The sequence below is a fragment of the Litoreibacter arenae DSM 19593 genome (genome assembly GCF_000442275.2).
Lineage (GTDB): Bacteria > Pseudomonadota > Alphaproteobacteria > Rhodobacterales > Rhodobacteraceae > Litoreibacter > Litoreibacter arenae.
Map to the genome: position 1 here is coordinate 707,824 of NZ_KE557314.1, position 18,384 is coordinate 726,207.

General features: G+C 53.5%; 19 protein-coding genes, 1 tRNA gene and 2 pseudogenes. 10 read left to right on the top strand and 12 right to left on the bottom strand.

Going from position 1 to position 18,384, the window contains the following annotated elements; all coding sequences use genetic code 11:
• Positions 1-42: 42 nt before the first annotated feature.
• A tRNA-Leu gene (locus THALAR_RS15860) sits at positions 43-128 on the top strand.
• A gap of 852 nt (positions 129-980) precedes the next feature.
• Here THALAR_RS15860 and THALAR_RS19040 read toward each other — a convergent pair.
• Positions 981-1,109 (bottom strand): annotated as a pseudogene (locus THALAR_RS19040) (helix-turn-helix domain-containing protein); the annotation flags it as partial.
• 478 nt (positions 1,110-1,587) lie between these two features.
• Here THALAR_RS19040 and THALAR_RS15865 point away from each other — a divergent pair.
• The 8 genes and pseudogenes from THALAR_RS15865 (at position 1,588) to cueR (THALAR_RS18200) (ending at position 8,302) form a co-directional block, all read left to right on the top strand.
• Positions 1,588-2,064: a DUF305 domain-containing protein gene (locus THALAR_RS15865; RefSeq protein ID WP_021102610.1), complete on the top strand. Its 477-nt coding sequence runs from the start codon at positions 1,588-1,590 to the stop codon at positions 2,062-2,064.
• Positions 2,065-2,075: 11 nt separating this feature from the next.
• Positions 2,076-2,823 (top strand): annotated as a pseudogene (locus THALAR_RS15870) (MauE/DoxX family redox-associated membrane protein).
• Between the two features lie 117 nt (positions 2,824-2,940).
• Complete coding sequence (locus tag THALAR_RS18490) at positions 2,941-3,348, top strand: hypothetical protein (protein ID WP_154666818.1); 408 nt, start codon at positions 2,941-2,943, stop codon at positions 3,346-3,348.
• Between the two features lie 298 nt (positions 3,349-3,646).
• Entirely contained in the window at positions 3,647-5,110 is a 1,464-nt protein-coding gene (locus THALAR_RS15875; RefSeq protein ID WP_021102614.1) for a TolC family protein, read from the top strand.
• 13 nt (positions 5,111-5,123) lie between these two features.
• The gene (locus THALAR_RS15880) at positions 5,124-6,482 is read left to right on the top strand and encodes a multicopper oxidase family protein (RefSeq protein ID WP_154666819.1); all 1,359 of its coding nucleotides are present in this window, start codon (positions 5,124-5,126) and stop codon (positions 6,480-6,482) included.
• 46 nt (positions 6,483-6,528) lie between these two features.
• Complete coding sequence (locus tag THALAR_RS15885) at positions 6,529-7,254, top strand: copper-binding protein (RefSeq protein ID WP_040819407.1); 726 nt, start codon at positions 6,529-6,531, stop codon at positions 7,252-7,254.
• Between the two features lie 135 nt (positions 7,255-7,389).
• Positions 7,390-7,695: a hypothetical protein gene (locus tag THALAR_RS15890; protein WP_040819024.1), complete on the top strand. Its 306-nt coding sequence runs from the start codon at positions 7,390-7,392 to the stop codon at positions 7,693-7,695.
• A 220-nt stretch (positions 7,696-7,915) separates the two neighbouring features.
• The gene (gene cueR, locus THALAR_RS18200) at positions 7,916-8,302 is read left to right on the top strand and encodes a Cu(I)-responsive transcriptional regulator (RefSeq protein ID WP_083483503.1); all 387 of its coding nucleotides are present in this window, start codon (positions 7,916-7,918) and stop codon (positions 8,300-8,302) included.
• Positions 8,303-8,466: 164 nt separating this feature from the next.
• Here the strand turns inward: cueR (THALAR_RS18200) and THALAR_RS18720 are convergent, their stop codons facing one another.
• From THALAR_RS18720 to THALAR_RS15905, 4 genes are all read right to left on the bottom strand, one after another.
• A complete protein-coding gene (locus tag THALAR_RS18720) occupies positions 8,467-9,147 on the bottom strand; it encodes a hypothetical protein (RefSeq protein WP_211264809.1) in 681 nt (226 codons plus the stop codon).
• 135 nt (positions 9,148-9,282) lie between these two features.
• Positions 9,283-9,552 (bottom strand): BNR repeat protein, encoded by a 270-nt coding sequence (locus THALAR_RS18725; RefSeq protein WP_021102617.1) that lies wholly within the window; start codon positions 9,550-9,552, stop codon positions 9,283-9,285.
• 391 nt (positions 9,553-9,943) lie between these two features.
• The gene (gene cueR / locus THALAR_RS15900; protein WP_021102619.1) at positions 9,944-10,339 is read right to left on the bottom strand and encodes a Cu(I)-responsive transcriptional regulator; all 396 of its coding nucleotides are present in this window, start codon (positions 10,337-10,339) and stop codon (positions 9,944-9,946) included.
• A gap of 9 nt (positions 10,340-10,348) precedes the next feature.
• Complete coding sequence (locus tag THALAR_RS15905) at positions 10,349-12,859, bottom strand: heavy metal translocating P-type ATPase (protein ID WP_040819028.1); 2,511 nt, start codon at positions 12,857-12,859, stop codon at positions 10,349-10,351.
• 152 nt (positions 12,860-13,011) lie between these two features.
• Here THALAR_RS15905 and THALAR_RS15910 point away from each other — a divergent pair, with 152 nt between their 5' ends.
• Positions 13,012-13,206, top strand: coding sequence for a heavy-metal-associated domain-containing protein (locus tag THALAR_RS15910; RefSeq protein WP_040819409.1), 195 nt, complete (start codon positions 13,012-13,014; stop codon positions 13,204-13,206).
• 25 nt (positions 13,207-13,231) lie between these two features.
• On the opposite strand, the gene THALAR_RS15915 is transcribed toward THALAR_RS15910, so the two are convergent.
• The 7 genes from THALAR_RS15915 to THALAR_RS15945 all read right to left on the bottom strand — a co-directional run bounded on the left by THALAR_RS15915 (position 13,232) and on the right by THALAR_RS15945 (position 18,341).
• The gene (locus THALAR_RS15915; RefSeq protein WP_021102622.1) at positions 13,232-13,951 is read right to left on the bottom strand and encodes a DsbA family protein; all 720 of its coding nucleotides are present in this window, start codon (positions 13,949-13,951) and stop codon (positions 13,232-13,234) included.
• Between the two features lie 2 nt (positions 13,952-13,953).
• Positions 13,954-14,436 (bottom strand): c-type cytochrome, encoded by a 483-nt coding sequence (locus THALAR_RS15920; protein WP_040819033.1) that lies wholly within the window; start codon positions 14,434-14,436, stop codon positions 13,954-13,956.
• Positions 14,433-15,770, bottom strand: coding sequence for a multicopper oxidase family protein (locus THALAR_RS15925; RefSeq protein ID WP_051153782.1), 1,338 nt, complete (start codon positions 15,768-15,770; stop codon positions 14,433-14,435). Before THALAR_RS15925 ends, THALAR_RS15920 begins: the two co-directional genes overlap by 4 nt.
• A 66-nt stretch (positions 15,771-15,836) precedes the next feature.
• Positions 15,837-16,727: a c-type cytochrome gene (locus THALAR_RS15930; RefSeq protein ID WP_051153783.1), complete on the bottom strand. Its 891-nt coding sequence runs from the start codon at positions 16,725-16,727 to the stop codon at positions 15,837-15,839.
• Positions 16,728-16,731: 4 nt separating this feature from the next.
• A complete protein-coding gene (locus tag THALAR_RS15935; protein WP_021102626.1) occupies positions 16,732-17,214 on the bottom strand; it encodes a c-type cytochrome in 483 nt (160 codons plus the stop codon).
• 102 nt (positions 17,215-17,316) lie between these two features.
• The gene (locus tag THALAR_RS15940) at positions 17,317-17,772 is read right to left on the bottom strand and encodes a c-type cytochrome (RefSeq protein ID WP_040819047.1); all 456 of its coding nucleotides are present in this window, start codon (positions 17,770-17,772) and stop codon (positions 17,317-17,319) included.
• Entirely contained in the window at positions 17,772-18,341 is a 570-nt protein-coding gene (locus tag THALAR_RS15945; protein WP_021102627.1) for a L,D-transpeptidase, read from the bottom strand. Before THALAR_RS15945 ends, THALAR_RS15940 begins: the two co-directional genes overlap by 1 nt.
• Between the last annotated feature and the right edge of the window lie 43 nt (positions 18,342-18,384).

Here is an 18,384-nt window from a genome sequence, read left to right on the forward strand (position 1 = left end):
ACCTGCCATGTGCGGACTTAATCACCGCCCACCAACACCTGTGCCCAGGTGGCGGAATGGTAGACGCGCCAGCTTCAGGTGCTGGTGTCTGTATGGACGTGGAGGTTCGAGTCCTCTCCTGGGCACCACTATTTATCTAATTTTTAATATTTTTCAATTATTTAGGTCCAGGGATCTGAAGCTTGTCCACCTCTGCGTCCACCCCAAATGCGACCGTTAGTGAAACCAGATATCAGCGGTATAGTTCACACTTTGATTTGAGATCCGCACGTTACTGCGACGCTTCCCTTTTGAGGGGCCATTTGCATTAATCTTCGTTCGGCTTGAAGATACCCGCTCAGTTGAGTTGGAGGCATAAACTGGTACCCGCCCAATCCGTCCAAGAATAGCTGTTTCCCAAAGGATGTGATTCTGTTGGCTGTCCAGCCAGTACTGTCGATTTCCACCTTCCTACCGCGAAGTGAGTGACCGTCTGACGGAGCGAGGGATGTCGGTGGATGCAGCGACTTTTTATCAATGGGTACAAATGATACAGCCTAGATATCCGAAAGTGCTCATATCCGACTTGGAGGGAAGTTTATGATATTTGCAACGGCCGAAAGAGCTTATAAAAACAAGGCTCATGGCTTGTTGCATAAATCTGGTGCGCAACATATCTGCCTAGTGTAGGTTTTTGACATGCTTATTGGCTACGCCAGAATGTTAAGCTAGGGTCCAATGCCAGCAACGCGGTTTTCATTGTGTGGAAGCATTTATCGTGTGTTTGCGGCATGGGCGTCTGGTCGTCGCTTTAGGAAGGGCAGGAGCCGGAATGTTACGCAAGCCTACAGACCGCTGCTAGGTAATACTGTGTCTCATGGAGTTTTATATTGGAGCACTGATCGTGTGGCGAACGTTTAGACTTTCTTCGCCTCGCTGAGCGGGGGCAGTCTAAAAGGACCGTGCATGTCTCAAAGGCGACTGGGTAATCCACAAGGAAACTCACCGAATATCGTCGAGCGGCAGCGGTTCAGAACACGCGCCATCTCATTGTCAGGGATCTTTGCGTGTCTCCAGCGTTCTGTTCTGCGTCGCTCTGTGATACTCAATCGAGTATAAACCGTGCCAATATCGATTTCTCTCGTCAGATAACTTATTGTTTTCCAGAAAGATTTTCAACTTAAGGTAACTTGCGCTCAGGTGCATATAAAATGCATAGGTGTCGTCATGCCATACGGCGTAATGCACTATGCTCAAATAGCTGCTTGTTCGGTATCCCTGTACGACCTAGAAAAGATTTTTTTTAATGTGCTGAGGTTAGTACATTTTGATTTTCAGGATCAGTATCAAACATTCACTTTGAAAGCGCGTAGTCAGCCCATTGTCATGGAGCGATGGCCTTTTTCTCTCTGTAGGTGCTTTCAAGCGTGCTTGCTGACCTTCTAATCGCCAAAGCCGTAGGGTCTAAAATGGTCAAAGAGCATGCCGAGTAAAGTTGGCATGATTGCCAAATTCAGAATCTTGTAAAAAATTTCAGACATTAGCGGAACCCTCCAGCGCTGGAAGCTTGTTTAGCCTTAGAAACGTTCTAATCGGGAGATTCTTTTCATGTCTTACTGGCGCTTTTTCGCGATGATCTTAACATCGACAATCGTAATGTTTGGTTTGATGTATCTTAACACCTATGCGCTCGGACATTTGTTTTTCAGCGAAACGCGCAGCTATATGGCAGTTTACATGGGTGCGGCCATGGCTGTGATCATGCTGGCCTTTATGTTGGGGATGTATACAAACCGCACGGCCAACATCGCCATCTTTACAGGCAGCGTGTTGGTCTTCGCAGTGTCATTGTTTCTGGTGCGCAGTCAAGCAACCGTTGACGGCATATCATGGATGCGGGCGATGATCCCCCACCACTCGATTGCTATCCTTACCAGTGAACGCGCCAATATTTCGGACCCTCGCGTGCGCAAACTTGCGGACGGCATCATTGAGGCGCAACGCCTTGAGATTGCCGAGATGAAAGCTCTGATCGCCGATCTTGAAGGCGGTCCAGCCGCGACGCCTGAACTAGACGGTAAGTGAAGGAGTACATCATGTCCTTGGAAAGCGCCACGAAACCCGCCGATCTCTACCGCATGGTCATGCCGGATCACGTCTGCCCCTATGGTCTGAAATCGAAGGATCTTTTGGAGCGGCAGAAATATCAGGTCAAAGACAATCATTTAACCACGCGCGAGCAGACAGACGTCTTCATTAACAAGCATGACGTAAGAAGCCACGCCGCAGACTTTCGCCGCTAGCGAGCGTGTCGAGAGCTATGATGACCTGAAGATATACTTTGGTTTGGACAAGCCCGAGAACGCGCAATCAAGTACGTCCTATGCCGATCACAGCGTTTATTCCGTTGCGTTTCTGATGGCGCTTGGTCTGTCGCGGCACAGCTTTGAGGCGATATTCACGGTTCGGGCCTTCGAATGGTTCATCCCAATCTTGATGTGTCTTCTGGCCGCGCAGAAACTTCAGGATGTCGAGAGATTTTCAACGATGTTTTTGAACTATTACCTTCTGGCGCGTCGCTGAGTACCTTATGGCAAGGTTTATTCGATCGGCGAGGCTTTCGCGGGCATCCTGATGACTGCGGGTGCATTGACCTGGCTTTCTGCACCCGTCGTAATAGTCATTGGTGGCGTATCGGTGATCAAGGCTGTCTATGTCGACAAGCGGGAATTGAAATGCGCCTGTGTGGGTGGTGACAGCAATATGCCATTGGGGTTCATTTCGTTGACCGAAAACGTGATGATGTTGGGCATGGGGCTTTGGATGCTTGCCAAAATAACTTGATCATTTACCAGCTTTTTAGGCAACATTAGCAGTACAATGTCGTCTTCACGAAAACGTTGAAAACCTTCCACCGCTGGATGCATTGACGAACAATTCGGTTTCGTCCAGATGTGCGAAATGGAAAAGAAAACTACCGCAATCAAAGCACTCAGGGCAGTAGCATGTTTTGCTTTTGCTTTGGCGCTGGTTTTTTTCCCACCGGCGGTTTCGCACGCCGGTTCTGGTGCGCACGGCGAAATTCAAGTCGTATCGCAGAGCACCTTTAGCACGGTTACTGATCATTCAGAGGGTGTTGATGCGGTAACTTCCACAGTGCACCTCAATTGTAGCAGTGTTTCCATGACGGGCGACGATGAGCCGTCATCTGGCCAATGCTGCAATGGCATCTGCTTATTGGTTGTTCTTGATGAAGTAGAGACGCTTGACATTGAGCAAGTCGCAAAAACTCGACACCTGGGACTTCATGAACAAGCCAAGTCGGTCGAGATGACTGGGATTTTGCGCCCTCCCCAAAGCCTAATCTAACCTAAGGCCCGTAGCGGGGGCCTTCGCTTTGCGTACAGCCGTGCGCAAGCCCGAAGTCTATCAGTCAGGTTACATCAATGAAAATTCGTCTTCTTTCGGGGGCTGCTGCCCTCGTGCTTAGCGCGTGCGCTAACGAGCCGACGCCCTTACCAATCGTTGCGACGCAACAGGCGGTCACAAGCACTGCAGTCTCCTCTCCCGTCAACTATCAGGATCCCTTAGCAGGTTTTACGTATCGCGGCCCCGTGGGCCCACGCGATTGGCGGGCCGTCAACCAAGAACAGTCGGAGGTCAACTAATGCGCGTTTCCAAACTACCGCTGATAATTGGCTTTCCACTGATCCTTGGTGCTTGCGCAACGGCAATCCCTAGAGCCTATACCGAACCAAAAGCAGGCTTTGCAAACGTGTCGGGCCAGACCTCTGCTGCTATCGGCAAGCGGACCGCATTCGCGCAGACCCAAGCCGAAACTGTCGCATTAAAGCGCGAAGTCCATGGCATGGTACACCGCAAGACGATTTCTGCGGAAACGGCAGTTCAGGTCGCCCTTTTTAACAATAAGGGTTTACAGGCGTCCTATGCAAATGTCGGCTTGTCTGCTGCGGAGGCGTGGCAGCAAGCGACGCCAGAAAACCCTATCGTGTCTATTGGAATCTTAGGTATTGGAGCGCCCGAACTTGGTGCCTACCGAGCCATTGAAGGATTAATCCGTGCGAACATCTTGGATGCAACGACTCGCAAACAACGGATGGCCATTGCTGATGCGAGTTTTCGACAAGCTCAATTAGGTGCGGTTGATGATACCCTGGCACTTGCCAATCAGACGCGTCAGGCATGGATCAACGCAGTCTCGGCGTTCGAAGTCGTTAGCTATCTCAAACGGGCAAAGGCCACATCAGATGCTGGGTCTGAGCTCGCACGGAAGCTTGGCGAAACCGGTGCGCTCAATAAGGCCGGTCAAGCCCGTGAGCAGGCGTTCAATGCTGAATTGGCAGGCCAGTTGGCGCAGGCCCGTTTGAACGCGACTAAGGCAAAGGAAGACCTGACCCGACTAATGGGGCTTTGGGGAACCGAAGTTGACTACTATGTGCCAGACGCGTTGCCCGCCTTACCACGGTCCGTCGGAAGAGTGGCTGATATTGAAGCCAAAGCACTGAGCAACCGCGTCGACCTGCGCGTTGCGAAATTAGGTTTGGAAGCACAGGCAAAAGCCTTTGGTTTGACTGACCAGACTCGCATTGTCAGTGATCTTGAGATTGTCGGTGGTGCGGAACTTGAACGGGAAGTCGGTGAAGACGGCGACATTGAAAAGGACGTAACGCCGCAGGTTGAACTGGAATTTGCAATCCCGATCTATGACACCGGCAAGGCCCGGATGCGCAAGGCAGAGTTGTCGTACCTTCAGGCGGCTAACGTTCTGGCTGAAAAGGCAGTGAACGTCCGGTCCGAGGCACGTGGGGCTGAAACCTCCTACCACGCGTCCTACAAAATCGCTCGGCACTACCGCGACGTTCTGGTGCCGTTGCGCCAGACGGTCGAGGAAGAAGGCCTGCTGTCCTACAACGGCATGATCACCAACACCTTCGAGTTGCTCACCGACGTGCGCGAAAAGCTCGGCGCATCGCTGGAAGCGGCGAACGCAAAACGCGAATTCTACATGGCTCAAGCCGATCTGACTGCTGCCATCTACGGCGGTGGTGCAGGCGGTGGCGGCGATGGAGAGAGCGCAACACTTGCCGCCGGTGGCGGCGCAGGACACTGAAAGGACTGATGATATGTTAAATAGACGTCAATTACTCGGGGCCGGTGCTGCTGGTGCTGCGCTCGTCTCTTCCCAAGGGTGGGGCAAGACCACGAACATGGGTCTGCCAGAGGCCGCTCAGATGGACAGTGCGGCAACGGCAGTCACGCCGCGCCCATCATCTGGGCCGGATTACAATCCTGTCGTGACGCTGAACGGCTGGACCCTGCCGCACCGGATGAACAACGGGGTGAAGGAATTTCATCTTGTTGCCGAACCGGTGGAGCGTGAAATGGCCGATGGCATGATCGCGCATCTGTGGGGCTACAACGGCCAATCCACAGGCCCCACCATCGAAGCGGTCGAAGGTGACCGCATCCGCATCTACGTTACAAACAGGCTGCCGGAGGAAACTTCGGTCCACTGGCACGGTCTGATCCTGCCGTCGGGTATGGACGGCGTCGTTGGCCTGAGCCACCCCGGCATCAAACCCGGCAAGACCTTCATCTACGAGTTCGACTTAATCAAGTCCGGCACGTTTATGTATCACCCGCACGCCGATGAGATGACCCAGATGGCGATGGGGATGATGGGCATGTTTGTCGTTCACCCAAAGGACCCGACCTTCATGCCGGTCGATCGCGACTTCTTGATCATGCTAAACGCATTCGACATTGATCCCGGCACCTATGTGCCCCGCATCATGACGATGGCAGACTTCAATCTCTGGACCTGGAACAGCCGTATCTTCCCTGACATCGACCCACTGGTCGTTAACAAGGGGGATAAGGTCCGCGTCCGCGTCGGAAACCTGACGATGACGAACCACCCGATCCATATGCACGGTTACGACTTCAAGGTCACTTGTACAGACGGTGGTTGGGTGCCGGAGTCTGCACAATGGCCCGAAGTCAGTATCGACATTCCCGTGGGTGCGATGCGGGCCTATGAATTTGTCGCCGACAATCTTGGCGACTGGGCGATCCATTGCCACAAGTCACACCATACTATGAATGCCATGGGCCATGATGTGCCGACATTCATCGGCGTGAACAAAGATCAGCTGACCCAAAAAATCCGCAAGTTTCAGCCTGAATACATGCCCATGGGCACCGCAGGTATGGGGGACATGGCCAAAATGGAAATGCCGCTGCCGGACAACACCATCCCGATGATGACGGGTTGGGGACCGCACGGACCCATTGAGATGGGCGGCATGTTCTCCGTCGTAAAGGTGCGGGACGGCATCGACGCGGACGATTATTCCGATCCCGGCTGGTATGATAACCCTCCGGGCGAGCAGGCCTATGAATGGACGGGCGAATTGCCCGAATTCGCGTCTAACAACAGCGCCAAAACCATTCTCACACCAAAACCAACCTCGAAGGGCTGACATGCCCTTCGTCATATCCAACCAAACCAATCTACAGGGCAATCAAATGAAAAAGCTTCTTCTGACGACGACCTTCGCTATGGCACTGTCGCTACCAGCATACGCTTCGGGCACACATAGCGATGGACATGGTGAAAATGAGACCGCCGAGCAGGCAACAATGATGATCGGTATGCCGGGCGAGGCCACAAAAGTGGATCGGACGATTGATGTCACACTGCTCGAAAACGACGAAGGCCAAATGCTGATCGAGAGTGAAGACCTGAACATAGCGGCAGGCGAAACCATCCGCTTCAACATCACCAACAAGGGTGAGCTGGAGCATGAGTTTGTTCTCGACACAATCGAGCGCAATGCCGAGCACAAGATCGAAATGGCCAAGATGGACATGGAGCACGACGATCCGAACAGTATTCGTCTGGATGCAGGAGCTTCGGGCGAGGTCGTTTGGACTTTCGCCAACGCGGGTACTTTTGAGGCGGCCTGCCTGATCGCCGGCCATTACGAGTCCGGAATGTACCGTGAGATTGCCGTCAGCGAGCAGATGGCGAAGGCCGATGTTGAATACTCGACCGGCACGATCAAGAAAATCGACGCCAAAGCTGGCAAAGTAACAATCATTCACGGACCTTTGGTGACCCTTGATATGCCTGCAATGACGATGGTGTTCCGGGCCGACGAGACGATGATCGCAAATATGTCGGAAGGTCAGGACATCGAGTTTGTCGCCGACCGCGTCAAAGGCAAACTAACCGTTACGCAAATGAAATAGGAATTTCGCCGCTCTCAAAATCCCGCGGCGAAAAAGCGTGCACCGCCAGGCTTCCAAACCTCTGAAGAAAGGGGCCGGGCGGCGCACATATCGCAACGAAGGCTTAGCCTTCATCACAATGAAGCAGGAATAAACATGAAACTTCTCGCAATCACAACAACTACGTTGATCGTTACTCTTGGTGCCGCAAATGCGAGTTCCGACTTTAGCAGTGTTCAGGAACGATTTGCTTCCGATTCCGACTCCGCAGCTGAGCGAGTTCTTAAGGGAACCAGCGAAGGCAATACACAAGCGGCATTGGAATTGCTTGCTCAATCCAACAACTCTTCAGCTGAAATGATTGTACCTGACCGCAATGTCTTCAACCCTCACAACGAGACAGTGACGCGTGAGCGGTTTTCTCGGTACTTGAACTCTGCCGCAGAGATCGCTGCAGAATAATCGAGCTTTGATACTTTAGCGGTATGTCAGCGGGGCGAATGTCAGAACCCGCCCGCTGGCATATCCGTTGACATGAATGTGGCGATCATGACCGCTCACATTGCGTTCATCTCGAGCGTCATCGTTCTTAGCGCTACGACTGCACTAAGTTCCCTGCGCGCCCAGTAACGCACCAGAATGCAGAGCAGCCCACATTGCAATAAAACAAGGGAAAGAAACGATGAATATTAGCGAAGTTTCTGCGCGCTCTGGTTTGCCGACAAAGACAATACGTTACTACGATGAGATTGGGCTTGTTTGCCCGCGACGCGATACGAACGGATACCGCTCATTCTGTGAAAGCGAGATACAAAAGCTCGCATTTTTAGCGCGATCCAGAGCTCTTGGGTTTACTATTGATGACTGTCGTAATCTGTTGGTCCTATGGGAAAACAATAACCGCGCGAGTGCTGACGTCAAACGTATTGCCCTCAGTCATCTTGATGCTATCGATCGAAAGGTGCATGATCTCGTCTCCATGAGGCGAAGTCTTTCGGACCTGATCGACACCTGTCCCGGTGACCATAGACCGGATTGTCCGATCCTAAAGGATCTTGCTTCGCCCTAAATGAGAACAATGTTTGGCAAACGACCTCGTCGGATGAAAGTAACGGCAAACTACCCAATCACGTACTACTCCAATCTGAAATACCTCGATGGTCTGAGGCGGCGACGCTCACCTACAAAATGTCAAACAGTTTAGTATCTGTCTCAACGGCAGAAAAGTGCCGCTTAAAACCCCGCAAAAATAATCCGGACTGTGGCTTCGCGATTTTGATGTTCCAGCCCATCAACCGCAGGCTGTGTCCAAGCCACATAAACCCCGTCTGTTGTTGTCACCATTCGCGGAAAGTTGACGGAACCAGCTCCCGTATTGGTTGTAACGGCTTGCCGCTGGCTACACGGTTCTCCTATTTTCGCTTGGCAGGCGAAGATGACTTCACTGGCCTCTTGCCACTCCACCCAAGTGATGAGTGCAGTCTGTTCGTTTAGCATTAGAGCGTCGACGCGCCCCGCTGCCTCTCCGAGGTCTATTCGCATTGGCGCGTCAAAATGTTGACCGCCATTCCTTGAGAATGCGACTTTAGCAACAGGAGTATCATTCGCCGCAGTGCACCTTGCCACGACAACGGTCTCGCCAAGTGCATCGATGGCCGGACCACTCACCGGGCAGCCAAAAATCTTCCAGTTATCTTTATGCACGATGCTGGGACTCGACCATTGTCCATCTTCTAGCCGAACCACGGATATGTCACGAATTTCCGCGTCGGTCCGGTCGCGATCGGCAACCAATACATCACCGTCAGAAAGAGCCGTTACCGATGTTTGGCAGCAAGTGCATGCCTGAGAATCCAGTAGAATATCTTCCGATAGAATGCCGTCAGATGTGAGTTGTGTGGCCCGCAGTTGCATGGCATCTGGCAGCTTGGACGCCTGATCGAAAATCAGATCTCTCTTATAGACACGCGCATCGAGCCAAACACTGATCAGCGAGTTTTCAGTGATGGGTATTAAGGTTGCAAACCCATGCTGACTTTGCGTGCCTTCTTAATGGGGCACTATGGGCGCGCTCCATGTTCTGCCTTCATCCGCCGAGAGCGCAATGTTGACATCATAGGCAAACGGCCCGTCACCATCTTCTTGCAGCCAATGAGCTGCCAAGGTTCCGTCTGGAAAAGCAGCGATTGACGGGAAATCGGCCAAGTTAATGAACAGGTCATTCGATCTGACAATAGTGCGAGCCTCGGTCCACCCTGAATAGTCGCCGACAGTCATTTTGACAACAAACCCGTCTCCATCCGGTTCTGTCCAACTCATAGCGACGCGTCCATCGTTCAGAGCAAACAACGTGGGTTCTTGTGGTTCTAGCCCTACCGGCGGATCTATGATGACAAACTGAAGGGGTTCTGCTGCGACAAAACTAGACGTCGCAATCAAAACGAATGCGGCAACGATACTAGCAAGAGCTGATCTCAGCATAGCACAGCGATCATGCTAGCAGAGACGGCGTTTAGCTGTCTTCCATATAAGTAATGTTCATTTGAGAAAAGCCGCTGGAATCTCTACTCTTTCCAGCTTTGGTTGAATGCAAATATTTGCGGATTCGCATGGGTAGTAGGTGGGAAAACCAAACCTGCCATCGCCAGCGCATTGGTCGCGAAGGAGGGCTTTCTGATCATTGAAACGTCCTAACTAAGAATTCCGGTTCTTAATCTACATTGGCGTTCGACAGATCCTCAAGAATGGGACAATCAGGTCTGTGGTCGCCGTGGCAAGCCTCCACCAAATGAGCTAGCGTATTACGCATGGACTTCAACTGCGCGATTTTCTCGTCGATCTGATGCAGATGTTCTTCGGCGATCTGCTTGACCTGAGCGCTTTCACGGGTGCCGTCATCGTAAAGCGCCAACAACGTGCGGCAGTCTTCAATGGAGAATCCTAGCGCACGAGCACGGCCCAGAAACGCGAGTTTGTGCAGGTCGTTTTTTTGAAACGCGCGGTAGCCGTTATCACTTCTCAAGGGGCGGATTAGACCAATATCTTCGTAATACCGGATCGTTTTGGGCGGCAGGCCTGCGCGTTCTGCGACTTCTCCTATGTTCATTTTCGGCTCCTATTGTGCGGGTTGAGACGTCATTTTTGTGCGGGTAGCGTCGGGTAATTCCACTTCAGACATCAGCGGTTTTACCCAGCGCAAACGTAAGGCATTGGTCAACACCGAAACCGAAGAAAGCGCCATGGCACCGGCAGCAAAGACCGGGGACAGGAGCACGCCAAATGCTGGATAAAGGACACCCGCCGCCACCGGAATAAGTGCCGCATTGTAGCCAAAAGCCCAGATAAGATTTTGGCGGATATTGCGCATCGTCGCGCGGGAAACTTCGATGGCATTGACCACGCCGCGCAAGTCGCCTGACATCAGCACTATATCGGCGCTTTCAATGGCCACATCTGTACCGGTACCGATTGCAATGCCCACATCCGCGTGCGCAAGTGCGGGCGCGTCGTTGATGCCATCGCCGACAAAGGCAATCTGCTGACCCTCCGCACGCAGGCTGTCGAGCGCCGCAACCTTACCCTCTGGCAATACGCCTGCAACGACATGGCCGATCCCCGTCTCGCGGGCTATGGCTTGTGCGGTCTCTTCCTTGTCACCAGTAATCATCACCACTTTTATTCCCATTTTCCGCAACGCCGTGATCGCCGCAGCACTGGACGGTTTGACCGGGTCTGCCACGGCGATCACAGCTGCAAGCTTTCCGTCGATAGCGGCATAAAGCGCTGTCCTGCCGCGTTCGGCCAACCTGTGTTCTTCGCCAGCGAGCGGGTTAATGTCGATCCCTTCGCGCGTCATCAGGCGGTCAGCGCCAACCAGAACTTGGTGACCTTCGATTGTGGCCTCTACGCCGTATCCGGTAATAGAAGTGAAGGTGTCCGCCACAGCCAGTTTGATACCTTCGGCCTTTGCATTAAGCACGATGGCTTCGGCAATAGGATGTTCCGACTGAGCTTCTACAGATGCGACAAGGCGCAGAGCTTCAGCCCGAACGACCCCGTCCGCCAGAACGAAATCGGTTAGCGTCGGCTTTCCTTCCGTCACCGTCCCCGTCTTGTCGAGCGCGATCACGTCAACATCGCTCAGCCCCTGAAGCGCGTCACCTTTACGAAACAACACGCCCATCTCGGCCGCCCTGCCGGTCCCGACCATGATAGATGTCGGTGTGGCCAAACCCATGGCGCAAGGACAAGCGATAATCAGGACCGAAACACCAGCAACCAACGCAAAAGTCAACGCGGGATCAGGGCCGACCGTTAGCCAGACAGCTACTGTGAGTGCGGCGAGGACCAACACCGCGGGTACGAACCACATGGTAACGCGGTCCACCAGACCTTGAATAGGCAGTTTGGCGCCTTGAGCGTCCTCGACCATACGAATGATCTGCGCCAGAGTCGTATCGGCCCCCACCCGCGTTGCGCTGAAAGTCAGGCTGCCTGTTCCGTTCACGGTACCGCCCGTGACTGAATCACCTATCACCTTGGCGACCGCCAATGGCTCCCCTGTAATCATGCTCTCGTCTACATTGCTGGTGCCATCGCTTACTTCACCATCAACGGGTATCCGCTCTCCGGGCCGGACAAGGATTAAGTCGCCTAAGCGCAGCGCATCGATCTGAACTTCCTCAATCTCGCCGTTTCGCATCACGCGAGCAGTTTTGGGCTGCAATCCTAGAAGTGCTTGAATTGCAGCGCCTGTGCGTCCTTTGGCGCGTGCCTCCAGCCAGCGGCCCAGCAAAATTAGCACAACGATCACCGCTGCCGCTTCGAAATAAACTGCGCGAACGCCAGCAGGCAGAAGCCCCGGAAGAAAAGTTGCGACAACCGAATATGTCCAGGCCGCCCCGGTCCCAAGGGCAACAAGGCTGTTCATATCCGGCGCACCTTTGACCAAGGCAGGCAGACCTTTCGTGAAAAATTGACGCCCAGGGCCAAACAATACAATCGTGGTCAGCACAAACTGGATCAGCCACGACATCTGAGTACCAATCGTGCGCTCTATAATCATGTGAAAGGCGGGAATTGTGTGTGCGCCCATTTCCATGACGAAGACCGGTGCTGTCAGGATTGCCGCGAAAATCATCCGCCGTCCCTGTGCGCGTGCTTCATCTGCCTTGCGCTCAGCCCGGCTGAGTTGTGCGTCGGCTTCGGCAATGTCGGCGGGATATCCAGCCGCATTGCTGGCTGCGATCAAAGCCGCCGGTGTCGTTGCGCCCTTTAGGTATTCCACAGTGGCGGTTTCGGATGCCAGATTGACTGATACGTCCAAAACTCCCGAAACCGCTGAAAGTGTTTTGCCCACTCGGCCTACACAAGAAGCGCAAGTCATCGAAGCAATATTGAGCGTGACGCGCGCTGTTTGCGCCGGGTATCCCAGCTCGACCAACGCGGCCGCGGCAGCCTCTAATGGCTCAGATCCATTCACTTCAAACGACGCCGTTTCTGTTGCCAAATTCACGGAGACGTCCTGCAGGCCCGGTATGCTGGCCAAGGTGCGATCCACACGACCCACACAGGACGCACAGGTCATTCCCTCAACAGACAGGTTGATCATATTCGAATCAGACATCCGGTAGTTCCTTTAGTTTCTGTCCATGTATGTAATGGTTCCAGTTGCTGGAAGCTCAAGAGAATAGTTTTTGACCAAAGATCACTTTCGAACTTGACCTTCCACCTGCTGGAAGCGCCATTTATCGATAAGAACTTCCAATGGAGCATCCGATGAAATTTCATGTCCCAAAGATGAGTTGCGGCCACTGTACGGCGGCAATTCAAAAAGGAATAAAGGCCAAAGACCCAACAGCAGAAGTTACGACAGAACTTGAAACGCGCAACGTTCTGGTCACAAGCAGGCTTGCGCAGGCCGATGTGCAACAAGCCATTTTAGATGCTGGCTATGAGGCCACGGCGGCTTAAGGCCTTTGTGCTAAACCAGACAGTTCTAGTTAGCGGCGCGGGCCTGTTTGACAAGCTCAATCATCTGATCCGCTTCGATCAGGCCCGGAGCCAGTGCTTCGCCAATGACAAATGACGGCGTCCCGCTGAATCCAAGCGCACGCGCGAGGCGCATCGATGTCTCGATATGCGCGGCAACCTCTGGCGCGTCCATATCTCGACGCAACTGCGCGATGTCCAGACCCACCTGTTCGGCGGCGCGGATCACAGAGTCTTCCTCAGCCCGACCATTCAAAGCCATCACTGCCCAATGAAATTCTTCATATTTGTCCTGCGCACGCGACGCCAATGCCGCCCTTGCAGCGAATACTGACCCCTCGCCGAGAATTGGCCATTCGCGGTACACGACAAGTACGTTGTCATCTGCAGCCAATAGAGCTTCCATATGCGGCTTCACGCGTCTGCAGTACGGGCAGTTATAGTCAAAGAACTCCACAACCGTGACGTCACCTTCAGGGTTTCCGAGCACGGGCGCATTGGGATCTTGCTCAAGTGCCTCCCTCTGGGTGGAAAGAACTTCAGCCGACGCAGCTTCCCTTGCCGCGCTTTCGCGAGCTTCGATGATGCCCACAGCTTCTAGAATGATCTCAGGATTTTCTCGGATGGCTTCAAGAACCAATTCCTTGATCCGACCCTTGTCCAGCCCGTCAGCAAGGGCAGACAGTGGCAAAAGTAGCAAAGCGATGCTTGCGAAATGTGTTTTCATGTCTATTCCCCTTGCGAAATGCTTTCAGCGGCTGTGCGCTCTGCTTGATTAGCGCGAACACGGTCAGGCCATGTGGACTTGATGTAAGCGATAATATTCCAAATCTCAGTGTCACTGAGCTGATCACCGAAACCTGGCATGCCGCTATTAAACTCCATACCCTGCGCCGCCAGCGTCTTTTTTCCACCGAGTTTGGTGTACGTAAAAAGTAAGCTGTCAGGATGGTGCCAGGTGTGGCCCGTCTCATCATGGGGTGGTGCTTTCAATTGACCATCATCCCCTGGACTCTGCCAATCTTCCTGACCTTCTAGATTAGCGCCATGACACGACGCACAGCTTTCCAGATACAGCGATTCACCTTCAGCAATGTTGATCGGGAAGTCTGCCACAGTCGGAGGGTTGGCAATCGAACTATCCCAGATGAGCGCAGCCCCAACGGCAAAAACCATTATCGCCAGCCCGCCATATACTAAGAAGCGCTTCATGCCACATCAATCCACGTGCTCATACCGGAAGCTGCATGAGACAGCATATGACAATGCAACAACCACTTTCCCGGATTGTCTGCCACAAAGGCAATCTCGCGGGTATCACCTCGCTCAATCAGTGTGGTATCACGCAACGCTCCAAGGTTTCCATCGTTACCGATCTCGTAAAAATGCATACCATGCAGGTGCATGGCGTGTGGAAACGCTGTGTCATTGGCAATGGCGATGCGGACATGCTCACCTTGTGAAAGTTCGGCGAAGGCAGGGCCATCCATCCCATCAGCCGCACCGTTGAAAGCCCAGAAACGGCCCGCATCCACGATCTCACCCATGGATTTTGAGTCACCACCCAAGGTTGCAGATCGAAGGCCACCCATCGCACCGCCCTCCATCGTCAAAGACATTGCTCTCGCCTTTCCCAAGTCAACCATGGATAGCGCGTTAGGGGGCAGTGGCGATGGCACACCACGACGCTTGACGGCACCACCCGCGCGCACCTCAAAGGCCACCTGACTGAATGCATCGCCTTGGCCCAGGTGGACGACATGCGCAGTCTCCCCCTCGCTGGCCACCACATCCACAATCAGGTCGACCCGTTGAGCAGGCCCCAGAACAATTGTGTCCGTTATCGGTAGAGGCTTCACAAGCGGCATGCCATCCAGAGCAACGGTCCAGCCGTCCAAACCATCCAGCCGCAAAGGGAAGATACGGGCGTTGGAAGCGTTGATCAGACGCAGTCTAAGCCGCTCGTTCTGCCGTGCATCCAGTGCCAGATTGTAGACGCTGTTAGTTGTGATGTAGTTCCCAATTCGGCCACCATGGCTCATTGCATGAGGTGCCGCGAAATCACCCACGATTTGGGCGGTATCGGGATCAAGCAGCCAGTCGTCGAGGATCAACACCTCTTCGCGGTCCACGTCGATCTCATCGGGTTCTTCAATGATCAAAGCACCGGATAACCCACGGGCTACCTGTTCAAACGACTTGTTATGCGCGTGATACCAATAGGTTCCCGCGTCGGGTACGACGAAATCATACTCAAAAATCTCGCCAGACGGAACGGCCTTTTGGGTCAGGCCGGACACACCGTCCATCGCATTGTCGATCCGCACTCCGTGCCAATGAATTGATGTGGGCTCTGGCAGGGAATTCACCAGCAGACGTTGCAGGCGGTCCCCTTGCGCAAGCCGGATTTCTGGCCCCGGTGCCGTTCCTTCAAATCCCCAGATCGACGTTGGCCCATATCCCTCTGGCAACAGTTGAATGTCGGCAACCTGCGCATTCAACTCGACTGAAGCGGAGGCCGCCAAAGACATTCTAGCTGGCAGCATAGCAAATGCGCTGGCTGTCGATAGAAATCGACGTCGATCAAGTTTGAGCACAGAAATCGCTCCCTTCTAGATATCGCTGTCCATGATATAGATCGCCATGGCTTTCAGATCATCGTCAGTTAGAAAGCGTGTTCCGAGTTGAACCACTTCCGCCATGGACCCGCCAAATACATCACCAGAAGGAGTTACGCCGGACCGCAGGGCATACGCTAAATCGTCCACGTTCCAACCCTCGGCCTCAAGATCATCAGGCAAAATAGACGGGGCCTTTCCGCCAACAGGGAGCAACGCATTGCCTGTAAACCGTTTGGACGAAATTCGTGCACCTGCAAGGTTGCGTGGAGTATGGCACGCCGCGCAATGGGCCGCCCCCCGGACGAGAAGCTTCCCTCTGTTCCAAGCATCACTTTTGTCCGGAACGGGCTCTACATTTGTTGGAGCAAGGAAGGCAGCACGCCAGAGTTTCAGCCCCCACCGCTGATTGAACGGAAAAGCCGTATCGTGTGGCAGTGTCGACTGATTGACAGCTGGCACCGTCTGAAACGCGGCCCAAAGATCCGCGATGTCCTGATCGGTAAAATTGGCATAAAACGGATATGTGAATGTGGGGTAATAAGGGTCACCGTCTGGCGAAATTCCTTGCCGGACCGCTTTGGCAAATTGCTCTATGGTCCAACTGCCCATCCCGAACTCGAGATCGGTGGTCAGGTTCGGCGGGTAGAACTTGCCAAAGTCTGTTTTTAAAGGCGCACCTCCAGCCAAAGGCGCACCGCCGTCTTCTGTGTTGGTGTGGCAAGCAATGCACCCGCTGGCACGGGCCAGATAGGCACCGCGATCAACGTCCCCAGCCTGCGAAATCTTCTCTACGCTATTGCCAATTGGCCAAGCAACGGTTGCAGCGGTCACACCTAACCCGCTGCATATTCCGGCGAAGAGTACCCACACCCAAGTCCGCATTAGTTCACTTTTCCTCCGCGCGGAATTTCTGATGGCATGCAGAGCAGGTCTGCACGACAGCGGTAAACGCCATATCCACTGGCATGGACGCAAGCATTTCTGGCGTCATAGCTTGCTCAGCACCCATCATGCCGCCCCCCATTGAAGCGCTTGCCGTCCCGCCCATCATTGATGAACCCTGTTGCACCGCATTTTCAGCCAGACCATTGTCGGCCCCTAGCTTCATGCCTTCAGCATAGCTTTTCAGTTTCTTCGCCAATTCAGTGAAGCCGTCCCAGTCTTCCCAGACCGTTGGCAAGGCTGATGAAAGTTTTGCGCCTGTTCCTTCGGGGAATAGGCGCGTCATCGTTTCCCCAGCATGCGCAATCATTACGTCGGCCGAGGCGCGCACTTTCGCCGCGTCATATAGCGTTTGCCCACGCATCATTGGTGTTAATATTTTTACGGCTTTGCCCATAGCAGACATACCGTCCATGCGCTCTTTCACGATACCAGTTGCCCCGCTATGCGCGAACGCTGCAACGCCTGTTAATGCAATCAGTGCCGATGTTATCCATACTCTTGCTCGCATTTCCGATACCCTTTTTGACTAGTTAATTCCATTGGCCCGCTGTAATTCGCGCACGTAAGCCACGACCATCTTTACGTCCGCGTCGGTTAATCCCTCAATTGGTGGCATATTCCCAAACCGCCAATGATGCGCCCTTACTCCATTTTTAGCCGCCAATAGAAACGATCCGTCCCCGTGATGATTTGGTTCGTATGTTTTGTGCACCAAGGGTGGTGCGACACCATTCTGACCTGCCGCATTCACGCCATGGCAGTCCGCACATTTGGCGTCAAACACGCGTTTTCCTATCTGAGCGTTGGAGGAAAACTCTGCGGGAATCGTAACCTGCACGATCGGGCCACCTTCCGCGACCTGAGACAGGTCTGGGGGCGTCATCGAGTGCCCCTCCGATGGAGCCGGTTGCACTTGCTGCCACACGATCGCAGCTCCGGCGACAACAAGAAACGCCGCTATAAAAAGCCCTGACTTCGCCATCACAGAAGCTTCACCTGAGTTCCAACTGGCGTACGGGCAAACACTTCGGCGATTTGCTCATTGAACAGGCCAATGCAACCATTCGATGATTTTCGCCCGATCTTGCGTGTGTCCTGCGTCCCATGGATACGGTAGTATTGCCATGACAGATAGAGAGCATGCGAACCAAGCGGATTTAACGGATCACCTCCCGGAATATAGGCTGGCCATTCTGGATTGCGTTCCCGCATCGCAGGTGTTGGTGCCCAACCTGGGGCGACCCGTTTCTCGACCACTTCAGTATAGCCACGTTTGGTCAGGTCATCAGAGATTGGAACCGATGTTGGATAAATGCGCATTTCACCGTCGGCGGTCCAATGCTGCAGAACCTTCGACTTGGTATCCGAAAGCAAAATGCCCTTCCCGATTTTATCAAAATGGTCCTGCCATTCATGGGTCAGGAAAGACGATAGGTTCCGACGGACCGCTGTCAGCGCCTGAGCGCGGAGTATAGAGGGCGCAAACAATGCTGCCGCACCAGACGCCAAAATAAAGCTGCGGCGGGTCACAGTTCCAATTTTTATCGACATCAAACTTGCCTTGTTGAGTTACTTGCAGTTGCGGCAAGCTATC

Bases quoted from the DNA above. Each gene is read 5' to 3' on its own strand.
- THALAR_RS15865 (WP_021102610.1), top strand. From the start codon at position 1,588: ATGTCTTACTGGCGCTTTTTCGCGATGATCTTAACATCGACAATCGTA.
- THALAR_RS18490 (WP_154666818.1), top strand. From the start codon at position 2,941: ATGGAAAAGAAAACTACCGCAATCAAAGCACTCAGGGCAGTAGCATGT.
- THALAR_RS15875 (WP_021102614.1), top strand. From the start codon at position 3,647: ATGCGCGTTTCCAAACTACCGCTGATAATTGGCTTTCCACTGATCCTT.
- THALAR_RS15880 (WP_154666819.1), top strand. From the start codon at position 5,124: ATGTTAAATAGACGTCAATTACTCGGGGCCGGTGCTGCTGGTGCTGCG.
- THALAR_RS15885 (WP_040819407.1), top strand. From the start codon at position 6,529: ATGAAAAAGCTTCTTCTGACGACGACCTTCGCTATGGCACTGTCGCTA.
- THALAR_RS15890 (WP_040819024.1), top strand. From the start codon at position 7,390: ATGAAACTTCTCGCAATCACAACAACTACGTTGATCGTTACTCTTGGT.
- cueR (WP_083483503.1), top strand. From the start codon at position 7,916: ATGAATATTAGCGAAGTTTCTGCGCGCTCTGGTTTGCCGACAAAGACA.
- THALAR_RS18720 (WP_211264809.1), bottom strand. From the start codon at position 9,147: ATGCAACTGCGGGCCACACAACTCACATCTGACGGCATTCTATCGGAA.
- THALAR_RS18725 (WP_021102617.1), bottom strand. From the start codon at position 9,552: ATGAGTTGGACAGAACCGGATGGAGACGGGTTTGTTGTCAAAATGACT.
- cueR (WP_021102619.1), bottom strand. From the start codon at position 10,339: ATGAACATAGGAGAAGTCGCAGAACGCGCAGGCCTGCCGCCCAAAACG.
- THALAR_RS15905 (WP_040819028.1), bottom strand. From the start codon at position 12,859: ATGTCTGATTCGAATATGATCAACCTGTCTGTTGAGGGAATGACCTGT.
- THALAR_RS15910 (WP_040819409.1), top strand. From the start codon at position 13,012: ATGAAATTTCATGTCCCAAAGATGAGTTGCGGCCACTGTACGGCGGCA.
- THALAR_RS15915 (WP_021102622.1), bottom strand. From the start codon at position 13,951: ATGAAAACACATTTCGCAAGCATCGCTTTGCTACTTTTGCCACTGTCT.
- THALAR_RS15920 (WP_040819033.1), bottom strand. From the start codon at position 14,436: ATGAAGCGCTTCTTAGTATATGGCGGGCTGGCGATAATGGTTTTTGCC.
- THALAR_RS15925 (WP_051153782.1), bottom strand. From the start codon at position 15,770: ATGCTGCCAGCTAGAATGTCTTTGGCGGCCTCCGCTTCAGTCGAGTTG.
- THALAR_RS15930 (WP_051153783.1), bottom strand. From the start codon at position 16,727: ATGCGGACTTGGGTGTGGGTACTCTTCGCCGGAATATGCAGCGGGTTA.
- THALAR_RS15940 (WP_040819047.1), bottom strand. From the start codon at position 17,772: ATGGCGAAGTCAGGGCTTTTTATAGCGGCGTTTCTTGTTGTCGCCGGA.
- THALAR_RS15945 (WP_021102627.1), bottom strand. From the start codon at position 18,341: ATGTCGATAAAAATTGGAACTGTGACCCGCCGCAGCTTTATTTTGGCG.